General features: G+C 62.3%; 19 protein-coding genes. 5 read left to right on the top strand and 14 right to left on the bottom strand.

Annotation, left to right across the window (positions count from 1 at the left end):
• Window positions 1-76: 76 nt before the first annotated feature.
• Window positions 77-388, top strand: a complete 312-nt coding sequence (locus IB266_RS30720; RefSeq protein WP_060739073.1) for a hypothetical protein — start codon at window positions 77-79, stop codon at window positions 386-388.
• A 120-nt stretch (window positions 389-508) separates the two neighbouring features.
• Here the strand turns inward: IB266_RS30720 and IB266_RS30715 are convergent, their stop codons facing one another.
• The 3 genes from IB266_RS30715 to IB266_RS13855 form a co-directional block, all read right to left on the bottom strand.
• Window positions 509-2,284 (bottom strand): alpha/beta fold hydrolase, encoded by a 1,776-nt coding sequence (locus IB266_RS30715; RefSeq protein WP_225613525.1) that lies wholly within the window; start codon window positions 2,282-2,284, stop codon window positions 509-511.
• Window positions 2,285-2,453: 169 nt separating this feature from the next.
• Window positions 2,454-2,831 (bottom strand): antibiotic biosynthesis monooxygenase family protein, encoded by a 378-nt coding sequence (locus IB266_RS13860; protein ID WP_192261533.1) that lies wholly within the window; start codon window positions 2,829-2,831, stop codon window positions 2,454-2,456.
• 56 nt (window positions 2,832-2,887) lie between these two features.
• A complete protein-coding gene (locus IB266_RS13855) occupies window positions 2,888-3,781 on the bottom strand; it encodes an NAD(P)/FAD-dependent oxidoreductase (RefSeq protein WP_192261532.1) in 894 nt (297 codons plus the stop codon).
• A gap of 105 nt (window positions 3,782-3,886) precedes the next feature.
• On the opposite strand from IB266_RS13855, the gene IB266_RS13850 reads away from it, so the two are divergent.
• Complete coding sequence (locus IB266_RS13850; RefSeq protein ID WP_192261531.1) at window positions 3,887-4,516, top strand: TetR/AcrR family transcriptional regulator; 630 nt, start codon at window positions 3,887-3,889, stop codon at window positions 4,514-4,516.
• Window positions 4,517-4,735: 219 nt separating this feature from the next.
• Here IB266_RS13850 and guaA read toward each other — a convergent pair whose 3' ends face one another.
• From guaA to IB266_RS13830, 4 genes are all read right to left on the bottom strand, one after another.
• The gene (guaA, locus tag IB266_RS13845) at window positions 4,736-6,313 is read right to left on the bottom strand and encodes a glutamine-hydrolyzing GMP synthase (RefSeq protein ID WP_072408106.1); all 1,578 of its coding nucleotides are present in this window, start codon (window positions 6,311-6,313) and stop codon (window positions 4,736-4,738) included.
• A 79-nt stretch (window positions 6,314-6,392) separates the two neighbouring features.
• Complete coding sequence (guaB, locus tag IB266_RS13840; RefSeq protein WP_060739079.1) at window positions 6,393-7,862, bottom strand: IMP dehydrogenase; 1,470 nt, start codon at window positions 7,860-7,862, stop codon at window positions 6,393-6,395.
• A gap of 244 nt (window positions 7,863-8,106) precedes the next feature.
• Window positions 8,107-8,655: a sugar ABC transporter ATPase gene (locus IB266_RS13835; protein WP_192261530.1), complete on the bottom strand. Its 549-nt coding sequence runs from the start codon at window positions 8,653-8,655 to the stop codon at window positions 8,107-8,109.
• A gap of 66 nt (window positions 8,656-8,721) precedes the next feature.
• Window positions 8,722-9,489, bottom strand: a complete 768-nt coding sequence (locus IB266_RS13830) for a sulfite exporter TauE/SafE family protein (RefSeq protein WP_103307924.1) — start codon at window positions 9,487-9,489, stop codon at window positions 8,722-8,724.
• Window positions 9,490-9,734: 245 nt separating this feature from the next.
• On the opposite strand from IB266_RS13830, the gene xseA reads away from it, so the two are divergent.
• From xseA to leuA, 3 genes are all read left to right on the top strand, one after another.
• Window positions 9,735-11,114 carry an exodeoxyribonuclease VII large subunit gene (gene xseA, locus IB266_RS13825; RefSeq protein WP_060739082.1) on the top strand — a complete coding sequence of 460 codons (1,380 nt, stop codon included), beginning with the start codon at window positions 9,735-9,737 and terminating at the stop codon, window positions 11,112-11,114.
• A 3-nt stretch (window positions 11,115-11,117) separates the two neighbouring features.
• On the top strand, window positions 11,118-11,939 hold the full coding sequence (locus tag IB266_RS13820) for a peptidoglycan DD-metalloendopeptidase family protein (RefSeq protein ID WP_192261529.1): 822 nt from the start codon (window positions 11,118-11,120) through the stop codon (window positions 11,937-11,939).
• A 435-nt stretch (window positions 11,940-12,374) separates the two neighbouring features.
• Window positions 12,375-14,054: a 2-isopropylmalate synthase gene (leuA, locus tag IB266_RS13815; protein WP_192261528.1), complete on the top strand. Its 1,680-nt coding sequence runs from the start codon at window positions 12,375-12,377 to the stop codon at window positions 14,052-14,054.
• A gap of 190 nt (window positions 14,055-14,244) precedes the next feature.
• Here leuA and IB266_RS13810 read toward each other — a convergent pair whose 3' ends face one another.
• The 7 genes from IB266_RS13810 to hisS form a co-directional block, all read right to left on the bottom strand.
• Complete coding sequence (locus IB266_RS13810; RefSeq protein ID WP_192261527.1) at window positions 14,245-14,658, bottom strand: hypothetical protein; 414 nt, start codon at window positions 14,656-14,658, stop codon at window positions 14,245-14,247.
• A 63-nt stretch (window positions 14,659-14,721) separates the two neighbouring features.
• On the bottom strand, window positions 14,722-15,516 hold the full coding sequence (locus IB266_RS13805; protein ID WP_192261526.1) for an amidohydrolase: 795 nt from the start codon (window positions 15,514-15,516) through the stop codon (window positions 14,722-14,724).
• On the bottom strand, window positions 15,504-16,652 hold the full coding sequence (locus IB266_RS13800) for a pyridoxal phosphate-dependent aminotransferase (RefSeq protein ID WP_103307927.1): 1,149 nt from the start codon (window positions 16,650-16,652) through the stop codon (window positions 15,504-15,506). Before IB266_RS13800 ends, IB266_RS13805 begins: the two co-directional genes overlap by 13 nt.
• 333 nt (window positions 16,653-16,985) lie before the next feature.
• Window positions 16,986-18,458 carry a ribosome biogenesis GTPase Der gene (gene der / locus IB266_RS13795; RefSeq protein WP_053118638.1) on the bottom strand — a complete coding sequence of 491 codons (1,473 nt, stop codon included), beginning with the start codon at window positions 18,456-18,458 and terminating at the stop codon, window positions 16,986-16,988.
• Between the two features lie 201 nt (window positions 18,459-18,659).
• Window positions 18,660-19,811: an outer membrane protein assembly factor BamB gene (gene bamB / locus IB266_RS13790; protein ID WP_060739088.1), complete on the bottom strand. Its 1,152-nt coding sequence runs from the start codon at window positions 19,809-19,811 to the stop codon at window positions 18,660-18,662.
• Window positions 19,804-20,445 (bottom strand): YfgM family protein, encoded by a 642-nt coding sequence (locus IB266_RS13785; RefSeq protein ID WP_003198017.1) that lies wholly within the window; start codon window positions 20,443-20,445, stop codon window positions 19,804-19,806. Before IB266_RS13785 ends, bamB begins: the two co-directional genes overlap by 8 nt.
• A 40-nt stretch (window positions 20,446-20,485) precedes the next feature.
• Window positions 20,486-21,775, bottom strand: coding sequence for a histidine--tRNA ligase (gene hisS, locus IB266_RS13780; RefSeq protein ID WP_025212010.1), 1,290 nt, complete (start codon window positions 21,773-21,775; stop codon window positions 20,486-20,488).
• Window positions 21,776-21,789: the final 14 nt, after the last annotated feature.

Below are 21,789 nucleotides of genomic sequence, written 5' to 3'. Positions count from 1 at the left end.
TGATCCTACACCACTGGGGAGACTCACCCGACGGCGTCTCACACTTTATCCGAGTCAAACCATAAGGAATAACGCCATGTGCACAAGGAGCCTGTTGCTGAGTTTGTGCGCAGTGTTACTGGTTGGCTGCACGGGAAGGGGCTTTCAACCGCCGCCTGGGGACTTCACACAATGGTACAAAAAGGGGGTGTCCCAATCGGGCGTCGACAACGCCATGCGTGCTTGCGGGTATACCAATCTTGATGGCGCGGGAGACACCTCGCCGATTGATGTTGTGCTGACTCGGTTCTACTGCATGAAAGACGCAGGGTTCTCGCGCAGGGACAATCTCGACCTGTGCAAGGAAGGCCGCATCGGCGAATCATCGGTGTGCGAAGGCCGCCGGTAACGTTTTCGAGTGTCATGAAAACGCTGTAAACGACGGCTTCCAAGCCAGAAGGGGCAGCAATCTGACCGGCCAAAGACACCCCGCGCCACCGAGCGGGGGCGTCCTCCCTGTTACTCCCTCTCAGCTTGCCGGATTGCGTGCCGTGACGATCCACGCCGCGCCGTCGATCATCACCGACCGCTCGCCGGGGAGGCCCGCAAAGGCGGCACGAACCGCGGCCCAGGCGCGGGCGCGGATGTCGTCGGGCTGATCAGCGAGCACAAGCGACAGCGGGCCGCCCTCGAACGCCATCTTCACCCCGTCGTCGATCGCTTCGTCCCGTGTCCCGCCCTCACCGAACGGGATAGAAGCATCGAAGGGCGCGATCGCGATATCGGTGAAGCCGGCCGCCGTCAGGATGCGTGTCACCCGCCCCCGGTCGCCAAACGAGAATGGGCCGGGCGCTTCGGGATCGGGCGGTGCGGTCAGTGGGACAATGCCCTTGATCGCGCCCATCGGCAGGCGCACCCAATCGTTCTCGGCCACGCCACGCCAGCAGACGAAAGCGACCCGCCCGCCCGGCCGAAGCGCGCGTCGCATATGGGTGAAGGCCCCTGTCGGATCGTCGAAGAACATGACTCCGAAGCGCGAGAACAGGATGTCGAACGCGCCCGCGGGCAGCTCGGCGCGGCTGGCGTCGGCTACCCGAAACTGGGCCGGCGTATCCTGGGGTGCCAGTGCGTGCGCTCGGCCGATCAGCGGTTCGGATATGTCCAGGCCCAGCACATGGCCGCCCGCGCCGACGCGGCCAGCCAGTTCCAGACTCGACGCGCCCGCGCCGCAGCCGACGTCCAGCACGCGTTCGCCCGTGGCGGGTGCGGCGGCTTCGATCGCGGCCTGGCCGAACACCGCAAACATGGCGTCGAGCCGGGCCTGGTTGGCGGCCCAGTACTCACCGCTTTGGCCATTCCAGTCGGCGACCTGAGGGGCTTTTTGCTCTGTCATGACATCTCCTCGTTTTGATTCGTTCTTGACCAGCGCCCCTTTGATCGAGGCAAGAAGGAAAGGACGCTCCTTGGCCCATGCCGCGATCCGTTCCGCGATCGCCTCAGGGGCCTCGATGTGCAGGAAGTGACCGACGCCGGGGACGACCTCCATCGCGTGCGGGGCGGCGAACCGATGTCGGTCGTCGACCTGCGCGGGGAGGATGCAGCCGTCGTTGGCACCGTGAAGCTGCAACAGGGGCACCGTGATCGGCTGAGACATGCGGCGCGTCGCACCCATCATGCCGGGGCGCAGCATCGCCCGGTAATACTTTAGGGGCGCGGGCATGCTCTTGCGCAGATGCTCGTGTAGCTCTGCCTTGAGAGCGGGATCGAGCGAGAAGCCGGGCGACCACTGACGCCAGAGGCGGTCGATGAAGGCGAGATCGCGGGCGGTGGCGATCCAGCCGCTTCCAGGCAGTTGAAAGAGCCCCATGTACGAGCTCCGGCGCAGTTGAGCGGGGTGCGTCAGCCGGCTCATGAACGTGAGCGGGTGAGGGATTGCGAGCGCGACCGCGCGTTCGATCCGCTCCGGCGCGGTGACGCAGGCGTCATAGGTGATCAGGGCGCCCCAGTCGTGGCCAATCAACTCCACGGCTCGCCCCGGAGACCAGCGGTCGATCAGCGCGAGCACGTCGCTGGTGAGGGCTGCGAAGTCGAACGGGCCCGCGGTCGGGGACGGTGAGTAACCGCGAAGCCAGGGTGCGATGACATGACGGCCACGGCGGCCGAGCTCGGCAAGGAAGGGCTTCGCGGTCGGCGGATGATCCGGGAAACCGTGCAAGACGATCGTCGGTTGACCATCGGGATCACCCCCCTTCAGCGCATGAAAGGTGCCGTGTGGCAGGTCGAAAGTGACGTGTTCGAACTCCATGTGTGTCAGCCTTTTTTCAAGAGTGGTCGGGCGAGAATGCTGATGCTGGCTTCGGTTTTTCTGCTCTTGGACATGTGCGCCTCCATGCTCATCTCCAATCTGTGCTCTCAAGCCGGCATCGACTGCTGGGCGAAGGTACCCGCCATCGCGCCTTGCCATATTTCTGGAGTCAGGCCGTGCAAAAACCGGGGACGGCAACCTTCTGGAACAAGTGCGGAGTGGCTACGACGGATGACGGATAGGCCGAAACCTTCGCGACGAATTCGGGACGAGCGAAGGCATCGCGGAGCGTCTCGGTGGACTCCCACACCACATAGTTCAGGAACGTCGGGCTATCACCGATCGCTCGGTGCAGTTGGGTGGAGATGAAACCCGGCTGCTGCTTCAGGGTTTCGCCTGCCGACTTGAAGGCGTCCAGGAAGCCCACTTCGTCGGCGGAACCGACCGTGAATATGTTGATAAGTACGATTGGCGCGGCCGAGATGCCGAGTTGGCGCTCAAGCGGGAATTTATCGTCTAGCGGCTTGAATTTCTTCAGGACTTCCATGGTGGCACTCGCGTCTATTGTGAAATTGAAATTGGCGTGATCGATGCTGCTTGATCTCAAACCAGCATCGACTGCTGGGCGGAGATGCCCGCCGTCGCGCCTTGCCATGATGCCGTGGTGACCGAGGGCATTCCGAGGCTGGCGAGGTCGCCGGCGGCGTAGATGCCGGGCACGCTGGTTTCGCGGCGCTCGTCGACCTTGAGGACGATGCCCTGGGGCGTATCGACCGTGGCGAGACCCAGCGATTCATGCAGGCGTGCGGACGGCTTGTTGCGCGGATGCGCGAACAGGATGTCGACCGCGACAGAGGAGCCAGCGTCGAGCCTGACGGTGGCGTTATGGCTCTCGTCATGGTCGATTTCGGTGACCCGGCCATCGACGACAGGGATGCCACGGCGCGCCAGATCGGCCCGGATGTCGGGTGGAATGTCGTGACCATTGGCAAAGACCGTCAACGTGTCAGTCCAATCGTGGTACAGCCTGACGTAGTTGTGCGACATTGGGCCGGACCAGACGAGGCCCCAATGCCGGCCGGCAACTTCAAAGCCGTCGCAATAGGGGCAAGGCACGATGGAGGTGCCCCAGCCTTCGGCAAAGCCGGGAAGTTCAGGCATCTGGTCGGCGACGCCATAGCTCAGGATCAGGCGGCGCGCCCTGAGGGTTTCGCCCTCGCCCGTGAGGACGGAGAAATCGTCGATTGCGCCGGAGACGCTCTCGGCCCGGGCAGTGACCAGCTGGATCGTGGGATAGCGCGCCAGCTGCTGCCGCGCCTCGGCCAGGATCTCCAGCGGTGGCTTGTGGTCGTGGCCGAGCAGGCCATGGGAGTGGTCGGCGAAGCGATTGCGCGGCAGGCCGGTATCGAGAACGGTGACCTTGCGGCGGGCACGGCCGAGTTGCAGGGCGGCGGCAAGACCGGCAAAACTGCCGCCGATGATGATGACGTCATTCATGATGATGGACTCCGCGCTGTGGATGAAGGGAGATCGCTTGCACAATTAAGAAACTAGGAAGTACCATAATTCACTAATTTAGATACTGTCAAGTACTGGAATTTTATGACCGAACACAGTCAGGCCCGACGCGGCCGGCCCGCCAACGATGCGCTAGGCCAGACGATCATCGACGCCGCGGGCGAACTTTTTGTGGAATTGGGTTTTCAAGCGACGACAATGGACAAAGTCGCCCAGCGGGCGAAGATATCCAAACTCAGCATCTATCGGCACTTCGAGAACAAGGAGGCGCTGTTCAGTGCGGCCATTGCGGCCCACTGCCAACAGTTTGCACCGCAGACCCTTATTGAAGGCGTCGGCGGTTCGGCGGCAGATCAGCTCATGGCGGTGGGAACATCCCTGCTTCGCACGTTGTTGAGCCCCGACGTGCGCAGTGTCGAAGCCATGATCATGGCCGACAAGACGAATCAAAAATCGTTAAGCAAGCGCCACTACGAAGCCGGCCCCGCCTATGTCATTGCCCAGATCGAGGCCCTGTTGGGTCAGTTGCACGCGAAGGCGGTTCTGAACGTGCCCGACCCTCAGCGGTCCGCCCGCTTGTTTGCCGCGCTGTTCAAAGGATCCGATCTCCTGATGATCGCGCGCTTCGATGAGGCAAGAGCAGAGGACGACAACGAAATCGAATCCTATTGCCGGGCGGCCGTCGCCATGTTCATCGCCGCGCACGAAAAATAAAACCGTGCCCGGAAAAGCACTCATGCATCACGAGAGAACCCAATGAAACAGGGCTGATCAAGAGATTTGATCCAGGCCCTTCCCTGCCGAGGCGACAGGGTATCGAGCACCCAGCAGGGCATTTGACTCAGCCAATGCCCCAAAAAGCCAAAAGCCCGCAATTACGCGGGCTTCAGGGCATTTCTTGCTAATGGGTGCCGGACAATGCCGGACGTCCCATCATTCCCACTCAATCGTCGCCGGCGGCTTGCTCGACACGTCATACGTGACGCGGGAGATGCCTTCGATTTCGTTGATGATGCGCCCGGAAACGGTTTCCAGCAGCTCGTACGGCAGGTGTGCCCAGCGAGCGGTCATGAAGTCGATGGTTTCCACGGCACGCAGGGCCACGACCCAGGCGTAACGACGGCCATCGCCAACCACGCCCACCGATTTCACCGGTTGGAACACCACGAACGCCTGGCTGACCTTGTGGTACCAGTCAGCCTTGCGCAGTTCTTCGATGAAGATGTGGTCGGCGCGACGCAGCAGGTCGGCGTATTCCTTCTTCACTTCACCGAGAATCCGCACGCCCAGGCCCGGGCCCGGGAATGGGTGGCGGTAGACCATGTCGTAGGGCAGGCCCAGCTCCAGGCCGAGGCGACGAACCTCGTCCTTGAACAGTTCGCGCAGCGGCTCGACCAGCTTGAGGTTCATCTCTTCCGGCAGGCCACCGACGTTGTGGTGGGACTTGATCACGTGGGCCTTGCCGCTCTTGGCGCCGGCCGACTCGATCACGTCGGGGTAGATGGTGCCCTGGGCCAGGTACTTGATGTTGTCCAGCTTGCAGGATTCGGCGTCGAACACGTCGATGAAGGTGCGGCCGATGATCTTGCGTTTCTTCTCCGGGTCGGACTCGCCAGCCAGGTTGTTCAGGAACTGCTCTTCGGCGTTGGCGCGGATCACCTTGACGCCCATGTTCTCGGCGAACATGGCCATCACTTGCTCGCCTTCGTGAAGACGCAGCAGGCCGTTGTCGACGAAGACGCAGGTCAGCTGGTCGCCGATGGCCTTGTGCAGCAATGCGGCAACCACCGAGGAGTCGACGCCGCCGGACAGGCCCAGCAGCACGTTGTCGGTGCCGACCTGGGCACGGACCTGGGCGATGGCGTCTTCAGCGATTTTCGACGGGGTCCACAGGGCTTCGCACCCGCAGATGTCGAGGATAAAGCGCGACAGGATGCGGCCGCCCTGCTTGGTGTGGGTCACTTCAGGGTGGAACTGCACGCCGTAGTAACGGCGATCATCGTTGAACATGCCGGCAATCGGGCAGCTCGGGGTGCTGGCCAGGATGTGGAAGTCTTCCGGCATCTTGGTGACCTTGTCACCGTGGCTCATCCACACGTCCAGGCCGAACAGGCCGTCGGCGTCGATGTGGTCTTCGATGCCGTCCAGCAGGCGGCTCTTGCCGACCACGTCGACGCGGGCATAACCGAACTCACGCAGGTCCGAACCTTCGACCTTGCCGCCCAGCTGTTCCGCCATGGTCTGCATGCCGTAGCAGATACCGAAGACCGGCACGCCCAGATCGAACACGGCTTGCGGGCAGCGCGGGCTGTCGGCTTCGTGCACGGACTCGGGGCCGCCGGCGAGGATGACGCCTTTCGGAGCGAATTCGCGAATCGCTTCGTCATCCATGTCGAACGGATGCAGTTCGCAGTACACGCCGATTTCACGCACGCGGCGGGCGATCAGCTGGGTGTACTGGGAACCGAAGTCGAGGATCAGGATGCGGTGAGCGTGAATGTCGAGGGCCATGACTCATTCTCATGTAGTGAATCAGAAACAACTCGGGGCTGAATGAACAGCCCCGGTGATTAACGTTTTGCTGGAAGCCTTAACCTACGCGGTAGTTCGGCGCTTCCTTGGTGATCTGCACGTCATGGACATGGGACTCGGCCATGCCGGCGCCAGTGATGCGCACGAATTCCGGCTTGGTGCGCATCTCTTCGATATCGGCGCTGCCGGTGTAGCCCATGGAAGAACGCAGGCCGCCCATCAGTTGATGGATGATGGCGCTCAGGGTGCCTTTGTACGGCACGCGACCTTCGATGCCTTCCGGCACCAGCTTCTCGGCACCCGCGGAGGAGTCCTGGAAGTAACGGTCGGAAGAGCCCTGGGCCTGGGACATGGCGCCCAGCGAACCCATGCCGCGATAAGCCTTGTAGCTACGGCCCTGGAACAGTTCGATCTCGCCCGGCGCTTCTTCGGTACCGGCGAACATCGAACCCATCATCACGCAGTAGGCACCGGCGACGATGGCCTTGGACAGGTCACCGGAGAAGCGGATACCGCCGTCGGCGATCAACGGCACGCCCGTGCCTTCAAGGGCGGCGGCGACGTTGGCGATGGCGCTGATCTGCGGCACGCCGACACCGGCGACGATACGGGTGGTGCAGATCGAGCCAGGACCGATACCGACCTTGACCGCGTCGGCGCCGGCTTCGGCCAGGGCCTTGGCGGCTTCGCCGGTGGCGATGTTGCCGCCGATCACCTGCACGTCAGGGAAGTTCTGCTTGACCCAGCGAACGCGGTCGATCACGCCTTTGGAGTGACCGTGGGCAGTGTCGACCACCACCACGTCAACGCCGGCATTGACCAGGGCAGCGACGCGGTCGCCGGTGTCCTTGCCGGTGCCGACCGCGGCGCCGACGCGCAGACGACCCTGGTCGTCCTTGCTCGCCAGCGGGTAGGCCTTGGCTTTTTCGATGTCGTTGACGGTCATCATGCCCTTGAGGGCGAACTTGTCGTCGACGATCAGCACACGCTCGATACGGTGCTTGTGCAGCAACTCGCGGACTTCGTCCTTGTTGGTGCCTTCCTTGACCGTGACCAGGCGCTCTTTAGGCGTCATCACTTGGCGGACGGAAGCATCGAGACGGTTCTCGAAACGCACGTCACGGGAGGTGACGATGCCGACCAGGTCGCCATCGTGCAGTACCGGAACGCCGGAGATGTTGTGCATGCGGGTCAGTTCGAACAGATCCCGGACCGTGGCGTCAGCCTCGATGGTGATCGGATCCTTGACCACGCCAGCCTCGAACCGCTTGACCTTGCGCACTTCGGCGGCCTGCTGTTCGATGGTCATGTTCTTGTGGATGATACCGATACCGCCTTCCTGGGCCATGGCAATGGCCAGACGGGCTTCGGTCACGGTGTCCATGGCGGCGGAAACCAGGGGGATATTCAGTTCGATGCCACGGGTGAGACGGGTTTTGAGACTGACTTCGTTAGGCAGTACTTCGGAATAACCGGGCACTAGGAGAATGTCGTCGAAGGTCAGAGCTTCTTGGCTGATACGCAGCATCGCGGGGGCTCCCGAGCGGGAAAATGGAAGCGCGCCATTATACTCATGGACCCCGTCTGGCTCAATGTAAAACTCTGTCTATTATTGGCGGGCTGATTGACGGGCTAAATCACCGCCCGCTTGCCAACACATATTCCCTGTGGGAGCGAGCTTGCTCGCGATAGCGGCATATCAGTCAACACCGTATCAACTGCCCCGACGCCATCGCGAGCAAGCTCGCTCCCACAGAGGCTCATCGGCGCCCTTACAACTCCACCCTCACCCAACTCACCGGCTGATCGAGCCAATCGGCAAACTCATCGAGAAAGTCCTGCTTGAACCCCGCCTCCAGCCAGTTGTTGAAAATGAACCCCAGGTTGGAAAAGCCGCACGGCTGCAGGAACAGAAAACCATTGATGTCATCTTCATGGCCGCATTCGGGGCAGGTGAAGTTGTCGGTGCGCGCGGGCATCCAGTCTTCCAGGCTTTCGAACAACGCTTCACCGATTTCCCTGCGGCACTCGGCGCAACCGGCTTCTTCGAGAAAGCCCTTGGCTGGCGTATAGATGCAGCGCTTGGTGATGATCTCCAGGCCATTGATCTCTTCGCCGAACGGCAAGGCTTCGGGGTGCAGGACCACCGCCCGGGCGCCAGGGGCGATGGCGTGGGCCATGCGATTGCCGGTGCGCCCGCAGGTGGTCAGTTGTTCTTCGACGATATTTTTGCGCACCAGCCAGCGTACGATCGCCCGGGCCCGGGGCTCGTGGACCGGCAGGGTGGAAATTTTCGGGACGATGATGCTTTGCGAATTCATGACGAGGCCTGGAGGTTCCCATGGGGGCGAATAAAGGCCGGCAGCTTAATCCCTGGCCGAGCCAGGTCAAGCACTCAGGTAACGCCCGATCAAGGCAATGCCGCTGGCGAGCACCAGCCAGGTCACCAAGCGCACGAACGCCTCGCGCGACAACCTCATGGTCAGGCGACGACCCACCCACAGCCCCAGCGCCATGGCCGGCAACAAACACAGCGCCAGTACCAGCAAGGGTAGCTCGGCATACACACCGGCGACGATAAACAGGCTCAAGCGCACCACCGTGCTGCAACTGATCAAGGCACTTTGCGTAGCCCGGGCCGGGTCCTTGGGCAGGCGGCTATTCAAGTAAATGGCATATAAAAAGCCACCACTGCCAAACAACGCCCCGAACATCCCACCCACCGTGCCCATCGGAAACGCCCACCGCGATGACAACTGCGTCGGCCGGGTTTTTATCAACAGGCTATAGATGGCATAGCTGCTGATGAACAGCCCCATCAACAGCAACAACAGGTCGGACTTGAGATTGAGCAGGAAAATCACCCCCAGGGTGCACCCTAGTGCCATGCACGGCAGCAACCGCAGCAGCTCCGGCCGGGACACGTCCCGACGCGATGGCAACAGGTTGCCGAAGGCCGCGACAAAATCCAGCAGGACCAGCAACGGGATGATCTTCGACAATGGCATGAACAGCAGCAGGATGGGCGCCGCCACCAGCGCCGTGCCGAACCCGGCGATGCCGAACACGATGTAGGCCAGGGCAATGGCCGAGCCGATCACCAGCCATTCCAGGGGGGCAAATGCCCACTGGCCCAACCACGACAGAAGATTCATCCGGCACTTCCTTGATGACGAAGCGGCGACTTTAGCCAGATGTGTCGGGGCATATCCAGCATTTGTGGTGACAGCTCCACCGCTATCGCGAGCAAGCTCGCTCCCACATTGGATTTCCATTGGATTCAAATGCTGTGTACGACGCAGAACCCTTGAGGGAGCGAGCTTGCTCGCGATGCAGGCGACTCGGTCTAATTCTCTGTACACATGGAGATTCAGCTACAAATGCCCTTATCATGCCGCCCATGATTAAAGATCCCTTTGCCCGACTGGGCCTGGACCGCGAGGTCCTGACTGTCAGCCAGCTCAACGGCCGTGCGCGGGTGTTGCTTGAAGACGTGTTCAGCAACATCTGGGTCGAGGGCGAGATTTCCAACCTTGCCCGTCCGGCCTCCGGCCATGTGTACTTCACCCTCAAGGACAGCGGCGCCCAGGTACGTTGCGCGCTGTTCCGGCAGAACGCCGCCCGAGTGCGCCAAGCCTTGAAAGACGGGCTGGCGGTGAAGGTCCGCGGCAAGGTTTCGCTGTTCGAAGGCCGTGGCGATTATCAGTTGATCCTCGACACCGTGGAGCCGGCCGGCGATGGCGCCCTGCGCCTGGCCTTCGATGCCCTGAAGGAAAAACTCAGCGCCGAGGGTCTGTTCAGCGCCGAACGCAAGGTGCCGCTGCCAGCCCATCCACAACGCATCGGCATCATCAGCTCGCCCACCGGCGCGGTGATCCGCGACATCATCAGTGTGTTCCGCCGCCGGGCGCCGCAGATATCCCTGACCCTGATTCCCACCGCCGTGCAAGGCCGCGAAGCCACCGGGCAAATCGTCCGCGCCCTGAAACTGGCCGATGCCCGTGGCTTCGATGCGCTGATCCTGGCCCGGGGCGGCGGTTCGCTGGAAGACTTATGGTGCTTCAACGAAGAAGCCGTGGCCCGGGCGGTGGATGCCTGCGTCACGCCAATCGTCAGCGCCGTCGGCCATGAAACCGACGTGTCCATCAGCGATTTCGTCGCCGATGTGCGCGCCCCGACCCCGTCCGCCGCCGCTGAACTGCTGGCGCCGGATGCCGGCGACCTGGTGCGCCGGGTCGAAAGCCTGCATCGCCGACTGGTGATGCGCATGCGCGACCGGCTGATGCGCGATCAACTGCGCCTCGAAGGCCTCACCCGACGCCTGCGTCATCCCGGCGAACGCTTGCGCCAGCAAGCCCAGCGCCTCGACGACCTGGACATGCGCCTGCGCCGGGCGTTCGAACGCAACCTCAATACCCGCCGCGAGCGGCTGATCCGCCTGGAAACCCGCCTCGCCGGGCAACACCCGGGCCGACAGTTGGCCATGTTGCGCCAGCGCCTGGACAGCCTGGCCGAACGCCTGCCCCGGGCCATGCGTGAAGGCCTCAAGGCGCGCCGCGTGCAATTGCACAACCAGATGCAGACGCTGCACATCGTCAGCCCCCTGGCGACCCTCGGCCGCGGCTACAGCATCTTGCTCGACGAACGCGGCCATGCGATCCGCAGCGCCGGGCAAACCCAGACCGGCCAGCGCCTGACCGCCAAGCTCGGCGAAGGCGAACTGCTGGTGCGGGTCGAAGACAATCACCTGACGCCAGTCACCCTTTCTTTACTGGACTGATTCATGCCGCGATATCTCGCCCCATTGTTCTTGCTGTGCCTGACCTTCAACGTCCACGCCGACAGTTACATCACTCGCTTGTTGAACAAGCCAGTGCCCGGCGGCGTGGCTGTGGTGGACCTGGGCAGCGCGGCCCAGGCCCCCAAAGCCACTTACCAGGGCAAGCCGGTGCTGGTGGTCAAGGAACAGCAGAACTGGCTGGCGATTGTCGGCATCCCGCTGACGGTGCAACCCGGCACCCAACAGATCAGCAGTGGCGGCAGCACCCAGCCCTTTGTGGTCGGCTACAAAAAGTACCCCGAGCAACACATCACCCTGAAGAATAAACGCCAGGTCAACCCGAACCCGGCGGACCTCAAGCGCATCGACGCCGAGCTGGCGGTGCAACTGAAGGCCTACCGCAGCTTCAGTCCGAACATTCCCAGCAACCTGTTGCTGGACAAACCGGTCAACGGCCCGCTGTCGAGCAAGTTCGGCGTGCGCCGCTTCTTCAACGGCGAAGAGCGCAACCCCCACGCCGGCCTGGACTTCGCCGTGCCCGCCGGGACACCGATCAAGACCCCGGCCGCGGGCAAGGTGATCCTCACCGGCAATTATTTCTTCAATGGCAATACGGTGTTCGTCGACCACGGCCAGGGTTTCATCAGCATGTTCTGCCACATGTCGAAGATCGACGTGAAGGTCGGCCAGCAATTGGCACGAGGCACCGTGGTGGGCAAGGTCGGCGCCACCGGCCGCGCGACCGGGCCGCATATGCACTGGAATATCAGCCTGAACGATGCGCGGGTGGATCCGGCGATTTTCATCGGTGCTTTCCAACCCTGAGATGTGTGCTGGGGCTACCGGCCTCATCGCGAGCAAGCTCGGCTCCCACAGGGACTGCGCAAATACCTGTGGGAGCCGAGCTTGCTCGCGATGAGGCCGGCACATGCACCGTTGCTCTAGAGATTGCCGAGTCGTAAACATCGGCGCAATAAAACGATAATTCCCATTCAACACCGCAATAAAATCTCGCATTCCATCGAAAAAACAGAACTTCTCTCAATTTTTTCCGACTGCTTGCGATCCGCCGTTCACGCGGTTAGGGTTGGAGCATGAAAACCTCTCACACCCTCATCCAGCTTCGCCAGCACCGCAGCCTGTGCCTCGTCAGCGCACGACTGCCGGGCTGAATCGCAGCACCTCGTCCAGGCTTCAAGCCACCCCATTCGAACCACCGGCAGGCCGCCTTTTTCCGGCCACGACAATAAGGATTTCCCCATGAGCATGCTCAAAGACCCGTCTTCCAAATACCGCGCCTTCCCGACCATCAACCTGCCGGATCGCACCTGGCCGTCGAAGACCATCACCGCCGCGCCGATCTGGTGCAGCTCCGACCTGCGCGACGGCAACCAGTCGCTGATCGAGCCGATGGACGCGGTCAAGAAGCTGCGCTTCTGGAAAACCCTGGTCGCGGTGGGCGTGAAGGAAATCGAGGCATCGTTCCCGGCCGCTTCCCAGACCGACTTCGACTTCGTGCGCACCCTCATCGAAGAAGGCCACATCCCGGACGACACCACCATCCAGGTGCTGACCCAGGCCCGTGAAGACTTGATCGCCCGTACGTTCGAATCCCTGCGCGGTGCGAAAAAAGCCATCGTCCACCTGTACAACGCCACCTGCCCGTCGTTCCGCCGCATCGTGTTCAACCAGGACAAGGAAGGCGTGAAGGAAATCGCGGTGAACGCGGCCAAACTGTTCGTCAAATACGCCGCCCAGCAGCCGGAAACCCAATGGCAGTTCGAATACTCGCCAGAAACCTTCAGCGCCACTGAGCTGGAGTTCGCCAAGGAAGTCTGCGACGCGGTGATCGAAGTCTGGAACCCGACGCCCGAGCGCAAGGTGATCCTCAACCTGCCCGCTACCGTGGAAGTCGCCACCCCGAACATCTACGCCGACCAGATCGAGTGGTTCCACCGCAACATCACCCGCCGTGACAGCGTGCTCATCAGCCTGCACACCCACAACGACCGTGGCACCGGCGTGGCCGCCACCGAGCTGGGCCTGATGGCCGGCGCCGACCGTGTCGAAGGCTGCCTGTTCGGCAACGGCGAACGCACCGGTAACGTCGACCTGGTGACCGTGGCGCTGAACCTCTACACCCAGGGCATCAACCCTGGGCTGGACTTCTCCGACATCGACGGCGTGCGCAAAGTGGTCGAGGAATGCAACCAGATCCCGGTGCACCCGCGTCATCCGTACGTCGGCGACCTGGTCCACACCGCGTTTTCCGGCTCGCACCAGGATGCCATCCGCAAGGGCTTCGCCCAGCAGAAACCGGACACCCTGTGGGAAGTGCCGTACCTGCCGATCGACCCGGCCGACATCGGTCGCAGCTACGAGGCGGTGATTCGCGTCAACAGCCAGTCGGGCAAAGGCGGTATCGCTTACCTGCTGGAACAGGAATACGGCATCAGCCTGCCGCGTCGCATGCAGATCGAGTTCAGCCAGGTGGTACAGCGCGAAACCGATCGCCTGGGCCTGGAAATGACCGCCCAGCAGATCCACGGCCTGCTGCAGCGTGAATACCTGCAAGCCAACACCCCGTACGCGCTGGTCAGCCATCGCCTGCAGGAAGAGAACGGCAACAGCGCCGTAGAGGTGGAAGTGGCGAGCAAGGGCCAGGGCGAGACCAACCTGCACTGGCGCGGCAAGGGCAACGGCGCCCTGGAAGCGCTGGTGGCCGGCCTGCCGATTCCGGTGGAGATCATGGACTACAACGAACACGCCATCGGCGCCGGCACCAATGCCAAGGCGGCGGCCTACATCGAACTGCGAGTCAACGGCGAGCGTGCGGTGCATGGCGTGGGTATCGATGAGAACATCACCACGGCGAGCTTCAAGGCGCTGTTCAGTGCGCTGAACCGCTCGCTGAGCCAGCCGGAAGCCAAGGCAGCCTGATTCCTGGGCTGAAATGCAAAAAGGCCCCGGGGTGTGAACCCTGGGGCCTTTTTGTTTGGCTGATGGTTGGGTGCTGACTGTACTGGCCTCATCGCGAGCAAGCTCGCTCCCACAGTGGATTTATGGTAGCCACAGATCCACTGTGGGAGCGAGCTTGCTCGCGATGGCGGCCTGTCAGACAACCAAACTGTCAGGCATGGGTATCGACAGAAATGGTCATCGCCTGCAACAACGACGCCCGCAAGGTCTGCAGCATCGCCTGGGTACCCATGATCTGGGTCTGGATGGCCATGGCCTGCTGGGCCTTCTGCTCTTCGTTGGCCTGGCTTTTCTGGACCCGGGCCAGTTGGGCTTGCTGCTGAGCCAGCAGTTTTTCGGCCTGCTCGATCTGCTTTTTCAGTTGCTCAATGATGTCCACACCGCCGCTGGCGGGAGCGCCGGCGACATTTGCGCCGCGGGTATCGACCTGCAGTGTCTTGTCCTTGTCGTCGGCGTCAGTCGATGTCACTGGACTGACCGCTTTCTCTTCTTCAGCCCCGCGGATGGAGACTTTAGGGGCTGACAACGGATAAGGGTTTACGGTGGTTGCGCTGATACTGGTCATAGGGACTTCTCCTTGGCTGACCGGTTATCGGCACGCAACACCGTTCCTTGAGGCTGAATCGTTTCAATTCGTGAATTCGAAGCGATCGGCATCCAGGTTCGCCGGAAACCGCGTGCGATACGCCGCCAGGTCCGCCGCCTTCAAACACACCGTGAACACGCCATCCGCGTCACCGGCGCTGAGCAAGGTTTCACCCTGGAAATCCAGCACCTGGCTGTCACCGGTGTAGGCGAAGCCCTTGCCGTCGGTACCGACGCGATTGACCGCCGCCACGTAGCACAGGTTCTCGATCGCCCGGGCCGGCAGCAGCCGGTTCCAGTGCATACGCCGCGCTCCGGGCCAGTTGGCGGTGTACAGCAAAAGGTCGGTGTCCTCGGCGTCGCGGCTCCACACCGGAAAGCGCAGGTCGTAGCAAATCAACGGGCGGATCCGCCAGCCCTTGAGTTCGAACAGCACCTGTCGCTCGCCCGGCGTGTAGTGGTTGTGCTCGCCGGCCATGCGAAACAGATGGCGCTTGTCGTAATGCAGCACTTCACCGTCCGGTCGCGCCCACAGTAGGCGATTGCGATGGCTGCCATCGCCGGCCTGGACGATCACGCTCCCGGTGATGACAGCATCCAGTTTCTTCGCCTGGTCCTTGAGCCAACGGCTGGTGGGGCCGTTTTCCGGCTCCGCCAGGGTCTCGGACTCCATGGAAAAACCCGTGGTGAACATTTCCGGAAGGATGATCAGGTCAGCGCCGCGCGCCTGCTCGAGCAGCGCTTCGAAATGCTCAAGGTTGGCCTCGCGGTCGTGCCAGGCCAGGGTGGTCTGGACCAGGGCAATGTCGAGGTCCGGCAACGCGCTCAAATCACGCATAGTTTTTCCGCCGCTTCGCGCAGCGTCTCCTCGCGTTTGGCAAAGCACAGGCGCACCAGGCGCTGGCCTTGGGGTGGGTCCTGGTAGAACACCGAGATCGGAATCGTCGCCACGCCATGCTCGCGGGTCATCCACACCGCCATGTCGACGTCATTCAGGTCCGGACGAATCCGCGAATAATCCACCAACTGGAAATAAGTGCCGGTCACGCGCTTGAAGCTGAACCGTGACGGGGCCAGCAGGTCGCAGAACAGGTCGCGCTTGGCCTGGTAGAAGTCCGGCAGTTCGTCGACGTGTTCCGGATGTTCGGCCATGTAGTCGGCCAGGGCGTACTGCAACGGCGTCACACCGCAGAAGCTGACGTACTGGTGCACCTTGCGCAGCTCTGCCGTCAGGGCCGCTGGGGCCACCACGTAGCCGGTTTTCCAGCCGGTGACGTGGTAGGTCTTGCCGAACGAACTGACCACGAAGGCGCGGCGGTACAGTTCTTCGTGGGCCAGGACACTGGCGTGGGCGACGCCGTCGAACACCAGGTGTTCGTAGACCTCATCGCTGACCAAGTAGATGTCACGGTCGCGAATCAGCGTCGCCAATTGATCGAGTTCGGCGCGGCTGATCAGGGCGCCGCTGGGGTTGTGCGGCGAGTTGAGGATGATCATGCGCGTGCGCGGGCTCAGGGCTTCGCCGAGCTTCTCGAAGTCGATGGCGAAGTCATCCAGGCCCAATGGCACGTGTATGCAGCGCCCACCGGCCAATAGAACGGAAGGCTCGTAGCTGTCATAGCTAGGGTCGAAAACGATCACTTCGTCACCGCTGTGGACCACCGCTGCGATGGCACAGAAAATCGCCTGGGTCGCGCCAGGGGTCACGGTGACCTCTTGATCGGCATCGACGTTGGCGCCGTAGCTGCGGGCGATCTTCGCCGCGATCTGCTGGCGCAGCGCCGGCAGGCCGGTCATAGGTGAGTACTGGTTATGGCCTTGAGCAATATGCCGGCCAACCGCATCGCGCAGGGCCTGCGGGCCATCGAAATCGGGAAAGCCCTGGGACAGGTTCAGCGCGCCCGTCTGCGCGGCGAGCTGGGACATCTGGGTGAAAATCGTGATGCCGACGTTCGGCAACTTGCTGGTGATCATGGAGGGGTCCCTGCTCTGCACCCGGCTCTGGTGCGGCGCGGGAGAGCTCGAGGATAGCCCAATCGCCGGGCATGAAAAAGGGTGCCACAAAGGGCACCCTTTTCTTGTCGCCGAATCGCAGGAAAACTCTGTGGCGAGGGAGCTTGCTCCCGCTGGGCTGCCCGTAGGAGCTGCCGAAGGCTGCGATCTTTTGATCTTTCGCTTGGGACTCAAGTGTCTGGGGAAAGATCGCAGCCTCGTTGCACTCGACAGCTCCTACATAGCTCCTACAGGGCGCAACCCAGCGGGAGCAAGCTCCCTCGCCACAAAAGCTCCTCTGGACAGCAGGTCCGATCAACGCTTGTCGCGGCGCTTCTTGTCGGCCTTCTTGTGGTGCGACATCAAGCGGCGCTTCTTGTTGACCTGGCGGTCGGTGAGCGTGTTCTTGTTGCCTTCGTACGGGTTTTCGCCGCCCTTGAACTCGATGCGGATCGGCGTGCCGACCAGCTTCAGGACGCGACGGTAGGTGTTTTCCAGGTAACGGACGTACGACTTGGGCACCTTCTCGATCTGGTTACCGTGGATCACGATAATCGGCGGGTTGGCACCACCCAAGTGGGCATAGCGCAGCTTGATCCGACGGTTGTTGACCATCGGTGGCGCGTGCTCGCCTACCGCATCTTCGAGGATCTGGGTCAGGCGGTTGGTCGGCCAGCGGGTGACCGCCGACTTGAACGAGTTCTGCACCGAAGCGTAGAGGTTGCCCACGCCCGTGCCGTGCAGGGCCGAGATGAAGTGGATGTCGGCGAAGTCGACGAAGAACAGCCGGCGCTGCAATTCGACCTTGACGAAATCCCGCTCGCTCGGCGTCATGCCGTCCCACTTGTTGATCGCGATGACCAGCGCACGCCCGGCTTCCAGGGCGAAGCCCAGCAGGTTCAGGTCGTGATCGACCACGCCTTCGCGGGCGTCCATCACGAAGATCACCACGTTGGCGTCTTTGATCGCCTGCAAGGTCTTGACCACGGAGAACTTTTCAACTTCTTCGTGGATCTTGCCGCGCTTGCGCACACCGGCGGTGTCGATCAGCGTGTACTTCTCTTCGTTACGCTCGAAGGGAATGTAGATGCTGTCACGGGTGGTGCCAGGCTGGTCGTAGACGATGACCCGGTCTTCACCGAGCATGCGGTTGACCAGCGTCGACTTGCCCACGTTGGGACGGCCGATGATCGCGATCTTGATCCCGTCTTTTTCGCTCGGGCCCGGAATGCGCTTGGCTTCCTCGCCCTCGGCAACGATCTCTTCCTCGCCCTCTTCCGGCTCTTCCGCGTCGTCCTTGGGGAAACTCTCCAGGGCGATTTCCAGCATCTGGGTGATGCCACGACCGTGGGCGCCGGCGATCGGGATCGCCTGGCCCATGCCCAACGGTGCGAACTCGGCGCGGGCCATGTCCGGGTCGATGTTGTCGACCTTGTTGGCGACCACGTAGGAACGCTTGTTACGCTTGCGCAAATGCTCGGCGATCATCTGGTCGGCGGCGGTAAAACCAGCCTTGGCGTCTACCAGGAACAGCACCACATCGGCTTCTTCAATGGCGAGCAGCGACTGCTCGGCCATTTTTTCGTCCATGCCGTGTTCATCACCGGAGATGCCGCCGGTGTCGACCAGAATATAGGTACGCCCTTGCCACTTGGCCTCACCGTATTGGCGATCACGGGTCAGACCGGACAAGTCGCCGACAATGGCGTCGCGAGTCCTGGTCAGGCGGTTGAACAAGGTGGACTTGCCGACGTTCGGTCGGCCCACCAGGGCGATTACGGGAACCATGCGGCTCTCCACTTCGTTATTTCAGAAAATACAAAAGCCGCTGCGAGGCAGCGGCTGGTGCTCGGAGGCAGTCCTGTGGGAGCGGGCTTGCTCGCGAAAGCGGTGTGTCAGTTAACAAATTTTCTTCTGATACACCGTATTCGCGAGCAAGCCCGCTCCCACAAAGGACGGGCCGCTTGAGATCTAGCCCCAAGCATAGTCTTACTTGATGGTCAGGGCTTCCAGTTTGCCGCTGTTGCCATACACATAAATCATGTTGCCCACCACCAGCGGACGGGCACGCAGGCCGTCGCTGTCGATGCGCTCACGGCCGACGAAACGACCGTCCACCTGGCTGAGCAGGTGCAGGTAACCCTCCAGGTCACCCACTGCGACGTAGCTGGAGAACACTTCCGGGGCCGACAGTTGACGACGGGCCAGGGAGTCGTTGCTCCACAAGGCGGTGGTGGAACGCTCGTCAACGCCTTCGACGGTGCCCGAGGACAGGCTCACGTAGACGCTGCCAAAGCCCTGGGCGACACCGGCGTAGCTGGACGCATCGCGCTGCCACAACGGACGACCGCTTTCCAGGTCCAGTGCCGCAACACGGCCCTGGTAGCTGGCGACGTACAACGTACCGCCGGACAGCAGCAAGCCGCCGTCGATGTCGACCACACGCTCCAGTTCCGAACGACCTTGCGGGATCGCTACGCGCTGCTCCCAGACCGGCACGCCGTTGGAAACATCCAGGGCCACCACTTTACCGGTCGACAAGCCAGCCACCGCCAGGCGGTTGGTGACGATCGGCGCGCTGGTGCCGCGCAGGGTCAGTACCGCCGGGGTGCTGTCATACAACCAGCGCTGGTTGCCGGTAGCCGCATCCAGGCCGATCAGGCGGTCGTCCTGGGTCTGGATCACCACCACGTCACCGTTGGTCGCTGGCGGTGCGAGCACTTCGCTGGTCACGCGGGCGCGCCATTTCTCTTCACCGCTGCTCGCGTCCAGGGCGACGATCTCGCCCTTGAGCGTGCCGATCATGACCAGGCCGTAACCCACGCCAACGGCGCCGGAAACGGGCAGTTCAAGATCTTTCTCCCATTTGACGTCGCCATTGCTGCGGTCCATGGCCATGACCACGCCCGTGACGTCGCCGGCATAGATGGTGTCGCCATCGATGGCCGGCACCAGCATGTTGTAGGTTTCACCCTGGCCATCGCCGATGGAGCGGCTCCACTGCTTCTGCAGCACGACTTCTTCTTTGAAGTCGGTCAGTTCGGCTGGCGGCAGTTCTTTCTTGCTGTTGCTGCTGCAACCCGCGGCCAGAATGGCCAGGGCCAGCAATGCTGCATGTTTCCACTGGATCACGTCACGCATCCCCTTTGGCCAGGTCGTCCAGCTTGATTTGCAGGCCACCGACTGCGGCTTCATCCGACAGCGCAGCCTTGGCTTTTTGGTAGGCCGCATGGGCCTCATCGGCACGGCCCAGCTGTACCAGCAGGTCGCCCTTGAGTTCTTCGCGGGTCGCCAGGAACGCCTTGTCGGCATCGCCGTCGAGCAGCTTCAAGGCGTCTTCGGCCTTGTTCTGTGCCGCCAGCACCTGCGCCAGGCGCTGACGCGCCACTTCGCCCAGGGTCGGGTTGGCCGGTTTGTCGACGATACCTTTGAGCTCGGTGGCCGCGTCGTCCAACTTGCCGCTGTCCACCGCTACCTTGGCCACGAACAGGCGACCGTACTGCGCGTAGGCAGTGCCGCCGAATTCCTTGTCCAGCTTGCCGGCCAGGTCCGCCACACGGGCCGCGTCAGGCTTGCCGTCCGGGGTCAGGGTGGTTTCCAGCAATTGCTGGTAGAGCACCGAGGCGCCTTGCGACTGGTTGCTCTGGTATTTCTGGTAGGCCTGCCAGCCGAACACGATGACCAGCGCCAACAGGCCGCCAGTGACCAGCGGCTTGCCGTTGCGCGTCCACCAGTCCTTCAAATCCGCCAGCTGTTCATCTTCGGTACTCGACACCCCAATACTCCTTAATCGCTAAATCGGCTGTTTGACAGCTTCAACCCTGCACGACGCAGGTGGCCAGGTGTGCAGCAAGCGCATCCCAGGCAATGCTTTGTTGTTCGCCCTGGCCACGCAGGGGTTTGAAACCTACCACTTGTTGGGCCAGTTCGTCGTCACCGAGGATCAGTGCATACAGCGCACCGCTCTTGTCGGCCTTCTTGAATTGGCTCTTGAAGCTGCCGGCGCCGGCGTTGATCTGCAAGCGCAGGTTGGGCAACTGGTCGCGGATCCGCTCGCTCAACGACAAGGCGGCCAGTTCGGCGGCCTCGCCAAAGGCGCACAGGTAGACGTCGACCTGACGGGACAGTTCTTCGGGCACCTTGTCCAAGGCTTCCAGCATCAGCACCAGGCGCTCGATGCCCATGGCAAAGCCCACGCCCGGGGTCGGCTTGCCGCCCATCTGCTCCACCAGCCCGTCGTAGCGGCCGCCGGCACATACGGTGCCTTGGGCGCCGAGTTTGTCGGTGACCCACTCGAAGACCGTCTTGCTGTAGTAATCCAGGCCGCGAACCAACTTGGGGTTGATCACGTAGGGAATGCCCACGGCGTCCAGGCGCGCCTTCAGCCCTTCGAAGTGCGCACGGGATTCGTCGTCGAGGTAGTCGGCCATTTTCGGCGCGTCGACCAGGACCGCCTGGGTGTCGGCATTCTTGGTGTCGAGCACACGCAGTGGATTGGTCTTCAGACGGCGCTGGCTGTCTTCGTCGAGCTTGTCCAGGTGCGCGGAAAGAAACTCCACCAACGCTTCACGGTAGCGGCCACGGGACTCACTGGTGCCCAGGCTGTTGAGCTCGAGCTTGACCGCATCACGCAGCCCCAGCTCGCCCCACAGGCGCCAGGTCATGACGATCAGCTCGGCATCGATGTCCGGACCTTCGAGGTTGAACACTTCCAGGCCAATCTGGTGGAACTGGCGATAACGGCCTTTCTGCGGACGCTCGTGACGGAACATCGGGCCGACGTACCAGAGCTTCTGCACCTGGCCGCCGCCGGTGATGCCATGTTCGAGCACCGCACGCACGCACGCCGCCGTGCCTTCGGGGCGCAGGGTCAGGGAATCGCCGTTGCGGTCGTCGAAGGTGTACATCTCTTTTTCGACGATGTCGGTCACTTCACCGATGGAGCGCTTGAACAGCTCGGTGAACTCGACGATTGGCATGCGGATCTGCCGGTAACCGTAGTTATCCAGCAGGCGTGCCACGGTGCCCTCGAAATAGCGCCACAGGGGCGTCTGCTCGGGCAGGATGTCGTTCATGCCACGAATGGCTTGCAGAGACTTGCTCACAGGTAATCCTTAAA

The organism is Pseudomonas sp. Pdm06 (genome assembly GCF_014851795.1).
In the GTDB taxonomy this organism is placed as follows: Bacteria; Pseudomonadota; Gammaproteobacteria; order Pseudomonadales; family Pseudomonadaceae; genus Aquipseudomonas; species Aquipseudomonas fluorescens_AA.
Note: the sequence above shows the minus strand (reverse complement) of the source record. Positions and strands in the feature narration are given on the sequence as shown.